Annotated in this window: 14 protein-coding genes; 3 read left to right on the top strand and 11 right to left on the bottom strand. The window is 58.4% G+C overall.

Translation table 11 applies throughout. The features are described 5' to 3' along the window. Window positions 1-189: 189 nt before the first annotated feature. Window positions 190-1,374, top strand: a complete 1,185-nt coding sequence (gene carA, locus VMJ32_04865; protein HTQ38334.1) for a glutamine-hydrolyzing carbamoyl-phosphate synthase small subunit — start codon at window positions 190-192, stop codon at window positions 1,372-1,374. 99 nt (window positions 1,375-1,473) lie between these two features. On the opposite strand, the gene VMJ32_04860 is transcribed toward carA, so the two are convergent. Continuing rightward, on the bottom strand, window positions 1,474-2,865 hold the full coding sequence (locus VMJ32_04860) for a hypothetical protein (GenBank protein ID HTQ38333.1): 1,392 nt from the start codon (window positions 2,863-2,865) through the stop codon (window positions 1,474-1,476). A gap of 39 nt (window positions 2,866-2,904) precedes the next feature. Continuing rightward, window positions 2,905-3,621, bottom strand: a complete 717-nt coding sequence (locus VMJ32_04855) for a hypothetical protein (protein HTQ38332.1) — start codon at window positions 3,619-3,621, stop codon at window positions 2,905-2,907. Window positions 3,622-4,031: 410 nt separating this feature from the next. Between VMJ32_04855 and VMJ32_04850 the strand changes: the two genes are divergently transcribed. After that, window positions 4,032-4,502: a hypothetical protein gene (locus tag VMJ32_04850; protein ID HTQ38331.1), complete on the top strand. Its 471-nt coding sequence runs from the start codon at window positions 4,032-4,034 to the stop codon at window positions 4,500-4,502. Window positions 4,503-4,609: 107 nt separating this feature from the next. Here the strand turns inward: VMJ32_04850 and asnS are convergent, their stop codons facing one another. Together asnS and VMJ32_04840 are read right to left on the bottom strand one after the other, a co-directional pair. Beyond that, the gene (asnS, locus tag VMJ32_04845; GenBank protein ID HTQ38330.1) at window positions 4,610-6,001 is read right to left on the bottom strand and encodes an asparagine--tRNA ligase; all 1,392 of its coding nucleotides are present in this window, start codon (window positions 5,999-6,001) and stop codon (window positions 4,610-4,612) included. Window positions 6,002-6,087: 86 nt separating this feature from the next. After that, window positions 6,088-7,152 (bottom strand): FAD-dependent oxidoreductase, encoded by a 1,065-nt coding sequence (locus VMJ32_04840; protein ID HTQ38329.1) that lies wholly within the window; start codon window positions 7,150-7,152, stop codon window positions 6,088-6,090. A gap of 217 nt (window positions 7,153-7,369) precedes the next feature. Between VMJ32_04840 and VMJ32_04835 the strand changes: the two genes are divergently transcribed. Beyond that, window positions 7,370-9,505, top strand: coding sequence for a carbon starvation protein A (locus VMJ32_04835; GenBank protein HTQ38328.1), 2,136 nt, complete (start codon window positions 7,370-7,372; stop codon window positions 9,503-9,505). A 111-nt stretch (window positions 9,506-9,616) separates the two neighbouring features. On the opposite strand, the gene VMJ32_04830 is transcribed toward VMJ32_04835, so the two are convergent. The 7 genes from VMJ32_04830 to VMJ32_04800 form a co-directional block, all read right to left on the bottom strand. Further along, window positions 9,617-10,711, bottom strand: coding sequence for a FliM/FliN family flagellar motor switch protein (locus VMJ32_04830; GenBank protein HTQ38327.1), 1,095 nt, complete (start codon window positions 10,709-10,711; stop codon window positions 9,617-9,619). A 95-nt stretch (window positions 10,712-10,806) separates the two neighbouring features. Continuing rightward, window positions 10,807-12,081, bottom strand: a complete 1,275-nt coding sequence (locus VMJ32_04825) for a glutamate-5-semialdehyde dehydrogenase (protein HTQ38326.1) — start codon at window positions 12,079-12,081, stop codon at window positions 10,807-10,809. A 142-nt stretch (window positions 12,082-12,223) separates the two neighbouring features. Next, window positions 12,224-13,099, bottom strand: coding sequence for a dihydropteroate synthase (gene folP, locus VMJ32_04820; GenBank protein HTQ38325.1), 876 nt, complete (start codon window positions 13,097-13,099; stop codon window positions 12,224-12,226). A 106-nt stretch (window positions 13,100-13,205) separates the two neighbouring features. Next, window positions 13,206-13,787 carry an LptE family protein gene (locus VMJ32_04815; protein HTQ38324.1) on the bottom strand — a complete coding sequence of 194 codons (582 nt, stop codon included), beginning with the start codon at window positions 13,785-13,787 and terminating at the stop codon, window positions 13,206-13,208. 46 nt (window positions 13,788-13,833) lie between these two features. Then, window positions 13,834-15,150: an outer membrane protein assembly factor BamD gene (gene bamD, locus VMJ32_04810; GenBank protein ID HTQ38323.1), complete on the bottom strand. Its 1,317-nt coding sequence runs from the start codon at window positions 15,148-15,150 to the stop codon at window positions 13,834-13,836. A gap of 127 nt (window positions 15,151-15,277) precedes the next feature. After that, entirely contained in the window at window positions 15,278-16,024 is a 747-nt protein-coding gene (recO, locus tag VMJ32_04805; protein HTQ38322.1) for a DNA repair protein RecO, read from the bottom strand. Window positions 16,025-16,080: 56 nt separating this feature from the next. After that, a partial coding sequence (locus VMJ32_04800) for a hemolysin family protein (GenBank protein HTQ38321.1) occupies window positions 16,081-16,887 on the bottom strand: 807 nt, incomplete at its 5' end.

Raw genomic sequence — 16,887 nt, 5'->3', positions numbered from 1 at the left:
GGCCAGCGTGCTATCAGACTTTAAGGGGCCTTGCGGACGCCCGCGTGAGTCGCACAATCTGACCAACCGGCAGCGACGGAATGACGAATGACGACACGAAATGGCGACAGCTAAATTCGAATGCTGAAAACCGCGAAAACATTTCGCGATTGCAACCAGTCGGCTGCAACTTGAATTGAACATTGAACGATGCCCCAAATTGCAAAATTAGCTCTGGAAGACGGCGCCGTTTTTACCGGCACTGCGTTTGGCGCGGCCGGCGAAGTCGATGGCGAGGTCTGTTTTAACACCTCGATGACCGGCTACCAGGAAATTTTGACCGACCCCAGTTACCGCGGGCAAATTGTCTGCATGACGTACCCCGAAATCGGCAATTACGGGGTCAATCCGGAAGATGTGGAAAGCCCAAATCCACAATTGGCGGGCTTTATTGTTCGCCAGTGGAGCCGGCGGGAAAGCAATTTTCGCTCGGTTGGCCGGCTGCACGAATACTTGGAGCGGCACGGAATTCCCGGGATTGCGGAAATCGACACCCGCGCGTTGGTCCGGCGGCTGCGAAGCAGCGGGGCGATGAAGGGGGTATTGTCCAGCCGCGATTTGGACGACGCCCGCCTGGTAGCCAAAGCCAAAGCCAGCCCGGGCCTGGTCGGGCGCGATTTAGTGCGCGAAGTGATTCCCGATCAACCGCGCACCTGGAACGAAAAACTCCACGAGCTCGCCCGATTGCATTGCAACGGCGGATCAAACGGCCATAGTCATGGGCCGTCGGCATCCAAAGCCGGGGCCGCCGCTTTAGCAACCGCCGATTTGCACGTGGTGGCGCTCGATTATGGGATGAAGTGGAACATCCTGCGGCATTTGGCCGACATGGGTTGCCGTGTTACCGTATTGCCCGGAACAGCCACGGCCGACGATGTGCTGGCCCACAAGCCGGCCGGCGTGTTTTTGTCGAACGGTCCCGGCGACCCGGAACCATTGGACTACGCCATCAGCACCATTCGCGGCGTGTTGGGGCGCGTGCCGGTGTTTGGCATTTGCTTGGGGCATCAGTTGTTGTCGCTGGCGTGCGGGGCCAAAACCTTCAAGCTCAAATTCGGCCATCGCGGGGCCAACCAGCCGGTGCAGAACTTGGAGACTGGCAAGGTGGAAATCACTTCGCAAAACCACGGCTTTGCCGTCGCCGAAGACACTTTGCCCGCCGAGTTGGAAATCACCCACCGCAATTTGAACGACCACACCATCGAAGGCTTACGACACCGCACGCTGCCGGCTTTTTGCGTGCAGTATCATCCGGAAGCCTCGGCCGGGCCGCACGACAGCGCGTACTTGTTCGCGCACTTCAAGCAGTTGATGCTCGATGGAAATGACCAATGACCACACGCAGTGGCCCAGCAAATCCCAATGCACAATCGAGAACGGAGTGTACAGCCGCAAATCTTTGGTCGTTTCGGCTTGGTCATGGGTCATTCTCCGTCATTCCGGCTTAAATAGCACGGCCAGAACTTCGAGGACCCCGATCGCTTTGTCGGCATTGCGAACGCCTTCTTCATGCGAAGTGTTCCACAGCGTAAAGGCGTAGTGCAAGTATTGTTCGCGCAAGGCTGCCTGCGTCGCCGGGGGAAGAAGCTGCGTAAGCTGCGCCCATAGCCGGGAAGCATGATTGACCGCCCCGGCAACTCCGTTGACGGCTTCGTACACGGCATCGTCAAGTTGTTCCAGCAGTTCGACAGCGGCGGGATCGGCCACGGTGGGTATTTTTGCTTCCGACCCGCCAAAACTTATGCCAGCTGAATGCCGCTCCGCTTCGCGAGAATTGAATTGGGCTGGATGCGCATCCGAAAGATGTAGATTGGAAATTGGCTCCGCAGGTTTTGGATTTCGCGGTCGATCGGTGCGAAACAGCCGCTCCGTTCCGGATGCCGATCGCGCGGCAGGCTGCGGGGCGGGTTGTTCGGAATGGACAGCGACAATCGCCGGTTCGGAGTACAATTCTTCCAGCAACTGTTCTCCAAGCGCGTTCAAATCGTCCAGGCGCAAATTGGGGCGCGGTTGCTGCAATACGCTGATTAGCCGCGCTAGTCGATCGCCACGGATGGCTTCTGCCACGTAGGCCGCCCATCCGCGCGGTTCCGCATCGGCCATGTCGCAACGGGAAAGATCAACCAGCGTGACCCCTTCGTGTCGTAAGGCCCGGCGCTGCTCGGCGCCGTCACTGGAAAGCGGAGACAATCGAAACGGACGCCGGGGCGAAAAACGTAACCCGGTGGTGAACGTCAATTCGCCCCGGCATTCCACCGGAAAGCATTGCAGCAGCCCCCCGATCAACGTTTCACAATGTTGGGCGCCGGCTAACAATTGGATGCCCGGCCGTAGGGCCGCGGCAATCAATCGGGCCACGCCTTGCGGTCCCCATTGATCGGCAAATTGCGCGAGCAAACCTTCGTCGACGGTTGCCGACCGCCCCGCCAGCGTGAACGGCTCCAACACCGATGGCGGCTGTTCGTGCACTGCCAACACGCCTTTGGCCCAAGCCGCCCGCAACACGGCAAACGGGTTATTCGCAAACCGGGCCAGCACAGCGGAAGGCACGAGCAGAAATTGGGTATACACATCTGCTCCGCCCCAGCCGTTGTGCTCCTGCCCCGTGGCCACGGTTTTCGATACGCAGTAAGTTCCGCACGGTAGGGAATGAAAATTCACGCTCGACGCTTCGTCTCGGTCGGTGTTCAACGCATCGTGCGATGGCCCCCACACGGCCAATTCGCGCGCCTGACGGTCGGTGACGCCCGGGCTGCGGGCCAAAAGTTGATAACCGGCCGCATGATCGGTTTTGGCGAAAGTGAAAATGGCTTGTTCGATCAGCAAAATGTCCTCCTGCGATAAATCGGGGAATAACGGCTATTTCTATTTGCCCCGGCGAGACATGTTTTTTGGCTGGCGTTCAAACTGCGTAAGCACCGACGCCAGATCTAAATCTTCATTTTCCCGCGCGGTAAGACGATCATTGGCGGCGGGTTCCTGCGAAAATGTCAGGGCCTGCTCCGCGGGAAGCGTTCCATAATCGTCGGCATCGATTTGCAGCATGGCGGAAGCGACGTGTTCGCTGGGCAGCGGCCCAAAAGGGCGACCAACTTTTCCCGCCGCCGGCAGCGAAATTCCGGTCTCGCTTTGCTGCGTGATCCAATTGGTTTGTTTGTCGAGAATGTGGCGCAACTGCCGCAGCTCATCCATCCACTGGGTGTGCTCTTCCGACATTTGCCGTTTTTGGCCGGCGATGGTTTCGGCCATGTCGACGGCCCGGGCCCGAATGTTTTCCAGTTCTTCCTCCAGTGCCTGGCGTTCGCTTTCCAACTCGGCCACCCGAATTTGCAGCTCGTAATTGCCGGCCGGCAATTCGGGGGAAGCTTGCTGGTATTCTTCGGACAAGGGACTGCGCAATTCGGAAAGTTGCTGGCGCTGCAGTGCCACTTGATGCTCTGCCTCGGTCAGTCGCCGGTGCATGGTCTCCAAATCGGCTAGCACATCGTTCACAAACTGGGCGTATTTTTCCTGCCCTGCCCGGAATGCCGCCAGTGATTGCTTGAGCGGCGCGCAGGCCGCAGGAGCGGTGGAAATCGACACGGAGGAATCCTCAGACCAGTCAGGTTCGAACTGCCGAAGGAAGGCTTTCTAACGGCGGTCAACAGGCTCACCGTGCCGCAGTTCTGCCGAAGTGATAAGTTGCAGAACGACGAAACACGCTGGGATTACAGCCCGGTGGTCGCTGTTCAACCCCGCGCCTGAAACCGTATTGCTGGCGCGACAGCAGGAAATGAAATTGCGCCGCACCGCAAAGCAAACCTAGTTCATAAAAGGATTAAGAGCAAACCAGAACGCGTTGCTGGCAAATGTTTTCCCGCTGCCCCGCCGCGTGTCCCCCTTGAATAGCACGGCAAATATGCCATCGTTGGCATAGTGGAAAGCGCTGAAAATGCCTCTCCGCCATAAACTGCCGAAATCACAACCATCATGGTTTTTTGAGGAGACATCCGATGTTGCAATTCAGAAACATCAGCTTTTTTGTAGCCGCCGGGCTGCTGTTGATTGCCTGTTCGGCCAATCTGCAGGCTGACAGCCAACTGCCGGCCCATGCCGTTAAAAATGACCGAACCGCCTTGGTGAAAAACGCCTCGCTGCTCATGAACGGCGATTGTTGCCAAACCGCCCCGGCGCCGGCGTGCGGGTGCAAAACGTATCAGCCCTGCATTACGTATCGTGGCTGCTGCGATTGCTGCGGGCCAAAAGTCAGCCAAACGCTAAAAGTGCAGGATCCGTGCGATTGCTGCTGCTGCCCCTGCGTGGCGGAAATTCCCGTGTGCTTGCCCGCCTGCTGCAAAGATCCAAAAGTGTGCAGTGAGTGCGGCCTGTTGGGCCGCGGCGTGGTGACGTATTCCTACGATTGCGGCTGCTGCGTGAAAATTGTCTTCACCCGCTGCGGCGACGTGATCGTGCGATACGAATAGTTTGCGGCCGAATTAAACGCAACGAAGCGAATTTAGCCGCCGAGCTTGCTCGGCGGTTTTTTTGCACACGGCATGCGGAAAACTGTTTCAATCGTTCAGTCGCGCATTTAGAAATCGGCGCTGCCGGGTGTGCGCGGGAATGGAATCACGTCGCGGATGTTTCCCATGCCCGTGATGAATTGCAGAATGCGCTCCAGTCCCAATCCAAATCCGGAATGCGGCACCGTGCCATAGCGCCGCAAATCGAGATACCACCAATACGGTTCCGGATTCAGCCCCTGCTCGGCCATTCGCTGCTGAAGCACGTCGAGCCGTTCTTCGCGCTGGCTGCCGCCGATAATTTCCCCCACGCCGGGCACTAAAATATCCATCGCCCGCACGGTTTTGCCGTCGTCATTCACGCGCATGTAAAACGGCTTGATGCTCCGCGGATAATCAAACAAAATCACCGGGCTTTTGAATTCCTGCTCGGTGAGCCAGCGTTCGTGCTCGGCCTGCAAATCATTGCCCCAGGCCACAGGGTATTCGAAGGTTTGCTTCGATTTCGTCAGTCGCTCCACCGCCTCGGTGTACGGCAGCCTCACAAATTCGCTGGCCACAATGTGTTCCAGCGTGGTCCGCACGGTTTTGTCGATCCGCTCATGAAAAAACTGCATTTCCTCCGGGCAGTTTTGCAGCACGTCGGACAGAATGTGCTTGATGAACGCTTCGGCCAGTTGCATGTTGTCGGGCAGTTCATAAAACGCCATTTCCGGCTCCACCATCCAGAATTCCGCCAGGTGCCGCGAAGTGTTGGAGTTTTCCGCGCGGAATGTCGGCCCGAACGTGTAGATTTTTCCCAGTCCGCAGGCGTACGCCTCGCCGTTCAGTTGCCCGCTGACGGTCAGGAAGGCAGCGCGCTGGAAAAAATCTTGCGCGTAATCGACGGCCGCTTCTTTGCGCGGCAGCTTGTTCAAATCGAGCGTGGTGACTTTGAACATCGCCCCGGCCCCTTCGCAATCGCTGGCCGTAATAATCGGCGTGTGCAAATAAATGAAGCCCCGTTCTTGGAAAAATTGATGAATGGCCCAGCTCACACGGTTCCGCACTCGGGCCACCGCGCCGAAGGAATTGGTGCGCGGCCGCAAATGAGCGATGGTCCGCAGAAACTCGAACGAGTGCCCCTTTTTCTGCAGCGGATAAGTTTCCGCATCGGCCCCGCCATGCACGATGACCTTGCTGGCCGCCACTTCCGTGGCCTGTCCCTTGCCTTGCGAGGTCTTCACTTCCCCCTCAACCGTCACGCTGGAACCGGCGGTTAGATGCTTGATTTCGCTCTCGTAATTGGCCAATTTGCCGTCGGCGACAATTTGAATGTTGCCTTGCGAAGAGCCGTCGTTCAGTTCCAGAAACGAAAATCCCCCTTTGCTGTCTCGCCGGGTTCGAACCCAGCCCCCCAACCGCACTTGCCGCCCAATGGCCTCCGCCTTTCGAGCCGCCGCCACACTGATGGTTTCCATGTGATCCTCCGTGATGAGCAGTGATCGGTGGTCAGTGATCAGTGGTCAGTTGAGAATTCCAGATTGAAATGGACCGCCAATCGCTTTCAATGGATTCCTTTCCCCGCTAGCCAGCGTTCTGCGTCCAGGGCCGCCATGCAGCCGGTGCCGGCCGAAGTGATCGCCTGGCGGTAGTAATCGTCGGCCACGTCGCCGGCGGCGAACACACCATCGACGCTAGTGTACGTGCGGAACAGCGTGGTCCATTGGATGTAACCCTTTTCGTTGGTTGCCACCTGGCCGTTCAAAAATGCCGTGTTGGGCGTGTGGCCAATGGCCAGAAACACGCCGCTGGCGGGCACTTCATGTTCGATCGCTTCGCAGCGGTCTTTGGCAGTGCATGCTAGCCGCACGCCGGTAACCCCTTCTTTGTCGTTGCCTAGAACTTCCGCCAGTTCGTGATTCCACACCATTTTGATTTTGCTGTTCCCCAGCGCACGTTCTTGCATAATCATGCTGGCTCGAAGTTTGTCGCGGCGATGAACCATCAGCACCTGCGACGCGTACTTCGTCAAATACGTGGCTTCCTCCACCGCCGAATCGCCGCCGCCGATCACTACCAGCGGCTTGTTGCGAAAGCGCGGCAGCGCTCCGTCACACACCGCGCAAGCGCTGACGCCTCGGTTTTTAAACTTTTCCTCCGACGGCAAGCCCAAATAATTGGCTCGCGCGCCGGTGGCGATAATCAGCGACTGTGCGTGCGTCTGCCGCCCCTCGCCGGAGTAAATAGTAAACGGGTGATTTCGCAAATCGACTTCCACCACATCGTCTGTGATAATCCGCGTGCCAAAGTTGAACGCCTGCTGCCGCATCAGCTCCATCAGTTCCGGCCCAGTGACGGCGTGCTCTTCCTCCGGCACGTTCATATATTTCAGCCGTTCCGGGTCGAGCGCGCTGTGCAGAAAATGCTGCAGCTCGCCGGCCGGAAAACCCGCGTAATTTTCCACCTCGGTCGTCAGCGCCAATTGCCCCAAGGGCAGCGTGCCGGCCAATCGATTTTCCTCCGTTATGGCCCCTTCGAACACCAGCGGCTTCAGTTCCGCCCGCGCCGCATAAATGGCCGCCGACCAAGCGGCCGGTCCACTGCCGATAATCACCACTTTTTCCGCCACGGGTTAACTCCTCGTTTACATTGAACCGCTGAGACGCTGAGACGCACAGAGGTCATCAAATTATTCAAGCCCGCAATTATATGGCAACCGGGCGAGGCGTCCACCGGCATTCAACTTGTCGCCGGCAAGTGGGTCGGTTATTCTTTCGAAGGAGCCGTTTTCTCTGTGTCTCCGCGTCTCTGCGGTGAATTCTTCAGTCTGAACGAAAGTTGATTGCATGCACGCCATGCCGCTGATGATTGTGGTGCTGTGCTGTCTGGCGATTGCGTTCCGCTTTTACAGCAAGTTCCTGGCGGCGAAAGTGGCCGCGCTGGACGATTCGCGCCCCACGCCCGCCCACACACAGTACGACGGACAGAATTACGACCCGACCAACAAATGGGTGCTGTTCGGCCATCATTTTGCAGCCATCTCGGGCGCAGGTCCGCTCATTGGGCCGGTGCTGGCCATTCAATTCGGCTACTTGCCCGGCTTGATTTGGATTGTCGTCGGTGTGTGCCTGGCCGGCGCCGTGCAAGACATGTTGGTGCTGGCCGCTAGCGTGCGGCACGGAGGGAAATCGCTCGCGGAAATCGCCCGGACCGAAATCGGCCGCGTGGCGGGCAACACCGCCTCGATCACGATTTTGTTTGTCGTGGTTGTGGCCCTGGCGGGTTTGGGCCTTATCGTCGTGAAAGCGCTTGGTGGCGAACAAGTGATTTTGCCATCGGGAACAGTCTTCACCCTGCAACCCGGAGCAAAGTTGGAAGCGACCAGCGACGACCAGCGCGATTACGCCACGGTTCCGCCGGGAACGCAAATTCAATACGCCGATGGCTCCGCCATGACCCGCAGCGAAGCGTTCAAAATTGCCCGCGCCAAATCTGCAGATGCCAGTGAATCGGCAGCTTCTTCGCTGGTTGTGACCGAGGGGAAGTTGGTTGTGCCGGCCGGTGTTACGCAGGCCGTGCCGGGCAGTTCGTGGGGCACATTCACCATTGCCTGCACCATTCCCATCGCGCTATTTGTGGGCCTGTACATGTATAAGCTGCGGCGCGGAAAAATTGTGGAAGCCTCGATCATCGGCGCGGCGGCCACAATTGGCGTCACGGTAGCCGGCCATTGGATTCCCGGCTCGGCGTGGGAACGTTTCTTTTCGCTCTCTCGTGAAGAGACTATTATCGCTCTGTGCAGTTATGGCTTTATCGCCTCGGTGCTGCCGGTGTGGTTGTTGCTGTGTCCGCGCGACTATTTGTCCAGCTTTTTGAAAATCGGCACGGTGGCGCTGCTGGTCACGGCGGTGATTGTAGCCAATCCGCAATTGCAGGCGCCCAGCGTTAATCCGCAATTTGCCAGTGGCGGCGGGCCGAACTTGAACGGCGCGATCTTCCCGTTTTGCTTTATTTGCATCATGTGTGGGGCGATTTCCGGATTTCACGCCCTGGTGTCGTCCGGAACCACGCCGAAAATGGTCTCCAAGGAATCGCACGTGCGGACCATCGGTTACGGATCGATGCTGATCGAAGGCTTGGTGGGCGTCGTGGCGTTAATTGCCGCCGCTTCAATGCCGCAGGGCGATTATTGGGCCATCAACATCGATTTAGCCCGCGCCCCGCAATTTGCAACGCAATTGGCCGCGCTGGGCGCCAATCACGATAACTTGCCGCAAATCGAACAGCAGGTGGGGGGCGAATCGCTCCGGGGTCGCACCGGCGGAGCGGTGACGCTGGCCGTGGGCATGTCGGAAGTGTTCACGCAGGCCATGCGGCGCGTGGCCGGCGATGCAATCAGCCTCGATGACGTGAAAAAATACTGGTACCACTTCGCCATTATGTTCGAGGCGCTGTTCATTCTTACCACGATTGACGCCGGCACGCGCATCGCCCGGTTTATGCTGCAGGAAGTGCTGGGGAAAATTTGGAAGCCGTTCGAACGAACCGATTGGTTGCCCGGCGCCGTATTGGCCACCGCCGCCGTCACGGCCGCATGGGGCGGGCTGATTTGGGCCGGCTCGATCGACACCATTTGGCCCATGTTCGGCATCGCCAACCAATTGCTGTCCGTGATTGCATTGACCGTGGTCACCACCTGGATCATCAACTCCGGCCGCGGGAAGTATGCCATTCTCACGATCGCGCCGATGCTGTTTGTCATCACCACCACGATGACGGCGGGCTATCAACTCATCGGCGGCCGCTTTCACAACGATTGGGCCGACGGCTGGGCCAAACACAATTACGCATTGCTCATCAAAGGCGGGCTGAACATCGCCCTGACAATTTTTATGATGGCTGCCGTGACGACCATTTTGCTGCAAGCCGTCACGCGGTGGCTGAATTACTCTCGAGCCAATCGTTCCCGAATTCAAGCATGATGCCACGGATGTAGTGGCCGCTGTCCTCAGCGGCTGGGCCCCCGGCGCGCCGGGGCCGCTACATGTTCGCAAGACGCGCTCTAGCCGACAATCGCCGCGAGACAAAAGACGTTATTTTTTTTTCACCGGGGCGGCGGTCGGTTCTGTCGTCTGATTGGACGCAGCTACAGCGGCCGTCGCCGCGGCAGGGGCATCCGATGTTAGCGCTTCGTCAATGCGAATGGCCTTGCGGCCTTGGAAAGCACCCAAGCGGGCGTGATATGTGGGCGCTCCATCCACACTAATCACAATCGGCGCATTGACGCTATGTTCCGTCGTGATGATGTCTCCCACGCGCAGGCCAATCAGGTCGCCGGCGTTGATTTTGGAATCGGCAAGTTGGGCCACCAGTTGAACCAATTCGCCACGCGGGCCTTGGTTGCTGTAGTCGATGCTATCCGGCACGGCCCCGTGGTTACTGGCCATCCAAGGGTTCGACGACAGTTGTTGCCCAATCCGCTCGATTGCACTCAGCGGCATGCATAGGCTCATCATGCCGCGGGAATCGCCCAGCGTGATTTCGAAACCGAAGCGCACGACCGCCTCATTGGGTGATGCCATCGACGCCAACCGCGGATTACTTTCGACCCGTTCGACCGCCATGCGCAGTTCAATCAGGCTCGTCCACGCCCGGCGAAAATCATCCAAAAACAGCCCGGTAATGCGGCCGGCCAAGCGCAGTTCAATTTCCGTCAGCGGCCGCCGGATCAGCGGCGTGGGTTCGCGCCCGCCGCCCAGCATACGGTCGATCATGGGAAACAAAATCGAATGGTTGATGTCCAGCATCCAATGCCCGTCCAGCGGCTCGGCTTTCAGCACATTAAGGCAAGTGGGATTTTCCAAGCCGTGGATAAAATCGCTGGAAATGAGTTGATCGATGCGCGCCAGCTTCACGTCCACCGTGCTGCGCAATAGGCCGGACAGGGCCGCGCCGTAACTATGGCTGAAACCCTCGTGCAGCGTTTGCAAGGCCCGCAGTTGCTCCGGGCCGAAAAGCTCCGGGCGTTTGGAATGGGAGGCGGCAAACGCTTCGCGGGGATGGCCGTCGGCAAAGGGAATTGCGGCGGGGGCGGCTGTAATGTCGGCTTTGGCGTCGGCGTTGCCGTCCGCTTCCGCCGGGTAAAGCAGCCTTTCCACATCCGCCGGACTGAGAACTTCTTTGCTCATCGTTGGCCTCCATGCCGCTGGACAGGGTTCAGTGCGCAGGGTTCAGTGATGAAGCCGGACGTGAATCCGTCATACTGAACCCGGAACCCTGCCTCCTACTCTCGCACTTGTCCTACGCCCAAGACTACGTACTTATAGCTGGTTAGTTCCTTCAAACCACACGGCCCCCGGGCGTGAAATTTATCGGTGCTGATGCCGATTTCCGCGCCCAGGCCGAATTCGCCGCCGTCGTTGAAGCGCGTGCTGGCGTTGACCATCACGGCCGAGCTGTCAACTTCTTCGGTAAATTGTTGGGCGGCCTCCAGATCGCCGGTGATGATGGCGTCGGTGTGATGCGAACCGTAGTGATTGATTTGCCGCACAGCCTCGTCAAGCGATGACACCACCCGGGCCGAAATAATCGGGCCCAAATACTCCGCCGCGTAATCTTCCTCGGTGGCGGTTTTAGCGGCGGGAACAAACTCGCGCACCTTGGCGTCGCCCCGAATTTCCACACCCTTTTGCGCCAAGGCAACTCCAATGCGAGGCAAAAATTCCGCCGCCACGTCGGCATGCACCAGCAGCGATTCCGCCGCGTTGCACACGCCCATCCGCTGGCATTTGGCGTTGATGGTAATCCGCTCGGCCATGTCCAAATCGGCCGCGCGATCGACATACACGTGGCAGTTGCCGGTGAAGTGCTTGATAACCGGCATGGTGGCTTCTTCGGCCACGCGGCGAATCAGGCTTTCGCCGCCGCGGGGAATGGCCACGTCGATGTATTCGTGCAGCCGCAGAAAATGCCCCACCGCTTCTCGGTCCGGTGTATTCACCATTTGCACGGCGTCGGCCGGCAGGCCCACCTCGTCGAGCGCTTGGCGCAGCAGATCGACAATCGCCTGGCTGCTGTGCGCCGCTTCTTTCCCGCCGCGCAAAATTACGGCATTGCCGCTATAGACGCAAATGGCCGCGGCATCGGCCGTGACATTGGGGCGCGATTCATAAATGAAAAAAACCACCCCCAGCGGTACGCGCATTTTGAGAACTTTCAGCCCGTTGGGCCGGACCGACGATTCCATGACTTCGCCCACCGGGTTAGGCAGCATGGCAATTTGCTCCAGCGCCGCCGCAATGCCTTCGATGCGGGCCGGAGTCAGTTTCAAGCGGTCGATTTCCGCATCGGTCAGTCCGAAGCCGGGAGCGGCCGCAGTGTCGTGCTGGTTGGCTTCCAGAATTTCGGCCGAGCGCTGGCGCAGCGCTTTGGCGGACCGGCGCAACCAATCGATTTTTTGCGCCCCAGTGGCGCGGGCCAACTCCGTGGCTGCGACTTTGGCCCGCCGAGCCACGTCCAGGCAATACGATTTCAAATCGATGTTTTCGACAATGGCCATAATTCAACGGCCGTACGGTAAGTGCTTGAAGTGATGTAACTTGCGATCCTGCCTCAACTCGCAAAAAAAGCCGCTTGCACCATTGAAAGTATCTCTTAAACCCCGTGCAGAGTCAACGTCGGAGGGGCCAGTAAAACAGTGTTTATGGCGTAGATTTCGCATTCGATTCGATGGCGTTGAACAGCGTTAACGCTTGCCGTACAACGGCCACATCATGCACGCGCAGAATTTGTACGCCTTGCGCGGCCAAAGCGCACGACACGCCTAGACCGGCTGCGGTTCGATTCGTGGCCTCACTGCCAGTCAGATAAGACAGAAAGCTCTTACGCGAATGGCCAACGAGCACAGGGCAGCCCAACTCGTGCAACCGCCAACAATTTGCCAGCAGAGCCAAATTATGTTGCGGCGTTTTACCAAAGCCAATCCCGGGATCGACGCAAATCCGCGCCGGGTCAATGTCGGCCGCAATAAGTCGATCGCGCGCCCCATGCAAAAACGCGAAGATTTCCTCGACGACATCTACGTAGTGCGGATTTGCTTGCATCGTTTGCGGCGTCCCCTGCATGTGCATCACGCAGATGGCCGCCCCCGTTTTTTGGATCACATTCAGCATCTGTAAATCGCCGCGCAAAGCGGTCACGTCGTTGACAATTTCCGCGCCCGCTGCCACTGCCGCGCGGGCCACAGCCGCTTTGGAAGTGTCGATCGAAACGGGAACATTCGCAAATTTGCACACTGCTTCGACCACCGGCAGCACGCGGTCGAGTTCCTGTTGCTCACTCACGCCCTCGGCGCCGGGACGGGTGCTTTCCCCGCCGATGTCCAGCAAATCGGCCCCTTCCTCCACAAGATTCTGCGCGTGGACGACGGCCGCTTGCGGGTCGAGAAATTGCCCGCCGTCGGAAAAACTGTCGGGCGTCACGTTCACAATCCCCATTAGCAGCGGGTGGTGCGGCAGTTGCAAAACGCGAGTGCGAAGTTGCCACACTGCGGCGCGATTTGTGAACGATGGCTGCATGCCACCATGGTAGCAAAATACGTGGTGCTCAGCAGTGTGTGGCCCTGACTCTTGATTCCTGACTATCGACCCGCTAATCCTGAACCCTGAACCCTCATTCCTCCCCTCACCACGGCCGTTCCATCAGCCCCACGACTTGCTTGGCCAGCTTTTGCACCACGGCGTATTCGCTGCTGCTGTACGATTGCCCGTATTCTGGTATGTACGCCTGGCTCGCTCCAATCGATGTAAACTCCGGCGGCAGCGGGACAACCCCGTTGTAAATCACGTCCCCTTTCCGGTTGATCCACGTGACTTGCACTTGGTAATTAACTTCGGTAGCGCGGGCTTCGTCGAATTTGTTCAGGTCGATCACCCGCTTGGTGTCCTGAATCAGTTTAACCGTCAGCACGCTGTCCGCGTTCGGGGTGCCGACCACCCGGTATGGCGTTTCTTTTTCGATTTGCTTATCGATGGCTTCGGTCAGCGCCTCGCCTAAATCGGGACGAAAGCTGTGCGATTCGGCCATCGGCACGTACACCGTGCTGATGTCCGGCGGAAACAACGACGCATTGCCAAAGTGATAGGTGGCGCAGCCAGCGAGGGAAAGCAGAAGGCAGAAGGCGCAAGGCAGAAGGCGGAAGAAGATATAAAGCCGCGACCGCTGGTCGCGCTGCCGCGTCGTCAGCTTACTGAATTCTGCACACATGCTGCCCACCGGTTGTTTTCGCGGGAGCCACTGCCGGGATGGAAATTTACCGCGTTCCCGGATTTGAACCCGGCGCTTGTGCTTGCTGCGTTTGGCCATCGCTGGCCGGATTGGCTGCGGCGGGTTGTGTTCCTTGTTGTGCCAGCGTGGTGCCTCCACTGCCCGTCGGGCCCGCGCCGGTTCCAGCGGTATCTTTCGGTTTTGCCCAATCGGTCAAAAACGCCAACCGGCTGGGCGGTTCGTTCGGTTTTCCTTCCAGGGCCGCCAACTTGGTTTTTGCCGCGTCGGCAAATTGCGTTTGCGGATAGTCCTTAAGCACCTGGGCGTAATAAATGCGGGCCGCGCCGTAGTGATCTCCCTTTTCCCAGTATTCGGCTAGGCGAATATCGCGGGTGGCCATTTGGGCTTTCACTTCGGCCTTGGCTTTGACCAGCCGTTCACGTTCGTCGCCCAATTCGCTGGGAAACTGCGCCAAGGTTTGATCGATCAATTGATTGGCTTCTTCCAGCGGCTTGCTGTTGTAGCCCGGGCCTTGATACTTCATCAGCTTGCACTGCACGCCCAACAAATGTGCTTGCAGTTGATATTTGCTTTTGGGGTAATCGGTGCGGACAATTCCGTAGTAGTAGTCCGCGTCTTCCCAGCGATGCTCCTTGAAAAAAATGTTTCCTTCGGTCATGGCGGCGGCATCGGCCAGCGGTCCGCGTGGATCGTTCACCCGCACGCTGTCGAAGCAGTTAGAAGAGTGGCCCGCCGTATCGAACATCGGCTGGGTGCGGTCGGTCCAATTTGCCACCAGGGTCCAGCGATGGTACTGCTCATCCTTTTGCTGCCAGTAGCGGCCAATGGCGAATTCACGGGCGGTGGTGGCATCGAGATGGCGCGTGTTGGGATACTTCTTCAGCAGTTCGCCGTATTCGTCTTCGGCGTAAGAGTACCGATCGGCGAAGAAGTAGCTTTCCGCCTCCAGAAACATGGCGTCTTCTTCCATGGTGGAATTGGGCCAGCGGTCGGCGGCCGACGCGAATTTTTTCGCCGCCTTGTCGTATTCTTTGGCGACAAAAAGTTTTTCCCCCTCGTCGAAAAAACCTTGGGCAATTGTTTGGTTCGGGCCCAAACCGACGGCCTTTTTCATTTCTTTCCCGACGTTTTCCGGAGCCAGCCGGGCCCAACCAGTGGGTTCCTGCTGGTCATAGTCCGATTTCACGTCGTCGGGAATGTCGGAATCAAGGGGCCGCCCCTTGGCCACGTCGATGGGCGTGCCGCGGCAGCCAATTGCGGCCAGCGACAGAGCCAATCCGGCAAATAAGCAAACAACGCGATAGAATGTCGAATGTCGAAGGTCGGATGTCGAAAGAAGCACGAATTTCGAATGACGAAATATTGCCAGCGCAGGCCCGCTAGAGCTGGCATCATCCATCCTTGGATATTGGTCATTCGTCATTGGTTATTTCGCCGCGGCGGATCATTCGAGCTTAGACATTCGTCATTCACGCCGTCAGGTATTTGTGCATGCGCGGTCGGTGCCCCAGCAAATGCGCCAGGTAGTTGTTCATCAGCCCGCGCAACTCGCCGCGGGTGCGGGCATCCAACTCCAATTGTTTCCAACTTTCCGTTTGCAAATCGGCCAGCCGCGCCATCGCCTGGACGGTTCCACCGTGCACCGTAACCACCTGTCGCTTGCCGGTCCGACACTTCTGGCACAAAACGCCGCCGGCCAGCAAACCGAACGCAACTCGATCTGTCCCGCGAACCGCCGCGCCGCATTCAACGCAGGTTTCCAACGACGGCAAATGTCCCAGCACGTTTAGCGCCGCCAGCTCCCAGCGCAAAACCACGTTCGATACCGCTTCACCCCGCGACAACGCCAGCAGAGTTTGCTCCGCCAGATCGAACAGCGCCGGATGGGGATCGTAGTCGTCGGTTAATTCGCTCAGCAATTCGGCAACGTAATAACCTGCGTACAGACACGACAAGTTACTGCCAGGCGGACGGAATCGCCGCTCCAGTTTGGCTTCTGTCAGCAGGTCGAGTGCCTCGGACGATTTGCGGAGGAACACTATGCGACACAGGGCCAATAGGTCAAGGGAGGATTCGAACGGGCCTTTCGGCCTGCGCGCACCCTTAGCCAAAGCCTGTATTTTGCCAAATTCACGGGTGAATGCTGTCACGACCGCGCTGGTCTCGCTGAATTCGACCACTTTCAGCACCAGCGCAGTGGCTTTTTCGGAAGACATGACGGCAGGGACGAGGATCGAGGGACGAAAGGCAAGGGACGAACACGGTGCCAAAATTACGATTCGGCTTGCTCGGCGGTTTCGCTCGTTGCTTCGTCCGAAGGGGTTTCCGCCGGCGGCAGCACTTCAATCGCCACGCGGTGAATCCGGCGGCGGGCGGCTTCGAGCACTTTTATTTTAACGCCGTCGTAAATTAATTCTTCGCCCACGTGCGGAATGCGGCCCAATTGATGAAACACGAAGCCGCCAATGGTGTCAAAATGCTCATCTTCCGGCAGGTGCAGGCCTAATTGCTCGTTGATTTCACTGATGTGGACCCGGGCCAGCGCTTCGCAATGATGCTCGTCGATGGGCTTGATGCCCTCGCCCGCGTCGTCGTGCTCGTCGGAAATCTCGCCGACAATTTCCTCCAACACGTCTTCAATGGTCACCAGGCCCGAAACGCCGCCGAATTCGTCCATCACCACGGCAATGTGATTGCGGCTGCGTTGAAATTCCTGCAGCAAGTCGTCAACGGCCTTGCTTTCCGGCACAAAAAACGGCGGCCGTAGTAAATCGGAAATGGAGCGATGCGGGGCGCGGGGGCCGCGGGCCAACTCGTGCAGCATATCTTTTATGTGCAAAATGCCCACCACGTTGTCGCGGCTTTCGCCATACACCGGCAGCCGGGTGTGCCCTGACGCTATGACTTGCTGCAGCGCTTCGTCCCAACAGAGGTCGATGGGCAGCGACGCCATGTCGGTCCGCGGTGTCATAATTTCCGACACCATCACTTCGCCCAGCGCGATCACGCTTTCGATCATTTCGCGGGCATCCTCTTCAATGAGCCCTTCGCGCTGCCCTTCGGTGACGACCTCGCGGAT

The sequence above is a fragment of the Pirellulales bacterium genome (assembly GCA_035499655.1).
GTDB lineage: Bacteria > Planctomycetota > Planctomycetia > Pirellulales > JADZDJ01 > DATJYL01.
This window is presented reverse-complemented; position numbering and strand designations above follow the sequence as displayed.

Excerpts from the sequence above, each read along its gene's own strand:
- VMJ32_04850 (HTQ38331.1), top strand. The coding sequence starts at position 4,032 with ATGTTGCAATTCAGAAACATCAGCTTTTTTGTAGCCGCCGGGCTGCTG.
- VMJ32_04835 (HTQ38328.1), top strand. The coding sequence starts at position 7,370 with ATGCACGCCATGCCGCTGATGATTGTGGTGCTGTGCTGTCTGGCGATT.
- carA (HTQ38334.1), top strand. The coding sequence starts at position 190 with ATGCCCCAAATTGCAAAATTAGCTCTGGAAGACGGCGCCGTTTTTACC.
- folP (HTQ38325.1), bottom strand. The coding sequence starts at position 13,099 with ATGCAGCCATCGTTCACAAATCGCGCCGCAGTGTGGCAACTTCGCACT.
- VMJ32_04815 (HTQ38324.1), bottom strand. The coding sequence starts at position 13,787 with ATGTGTGCAGAATTCAGTAAGCTGACGACGCGGCAGCGCGACCAGCGG.
- VMJ32_04825 (HTQ38326.1), bottom strand. The coding sequence starts at position 12,081 with ATGGCCATTGTCGAAAACATCGATTTGAAATCGTATTGCCTGGACGTG.
- VMJ32_04830 (HTQ38327.1), bottom strand. The coding sequence starts at position 10,711 with ATGAGCAAAGAAGTTCTCAGTCCGGCGGATGTGGAAAGGCTGCTTTAC.
- asnS (HTQ38330.1), bottom strand. The coding sequence starts at position 6,001 with ATGGAAACCATCAGTGTGGCGGCGGCTCGAAAGGCGGAGGCCATTGGG.
- recO (HTQ38322.1), bottom strand. The coding sequence starts at position 16,024 with ATGTCTTCCGAAAAAGCCACTGCGCTGGTGCTGAAAGTGGTCGAATTC.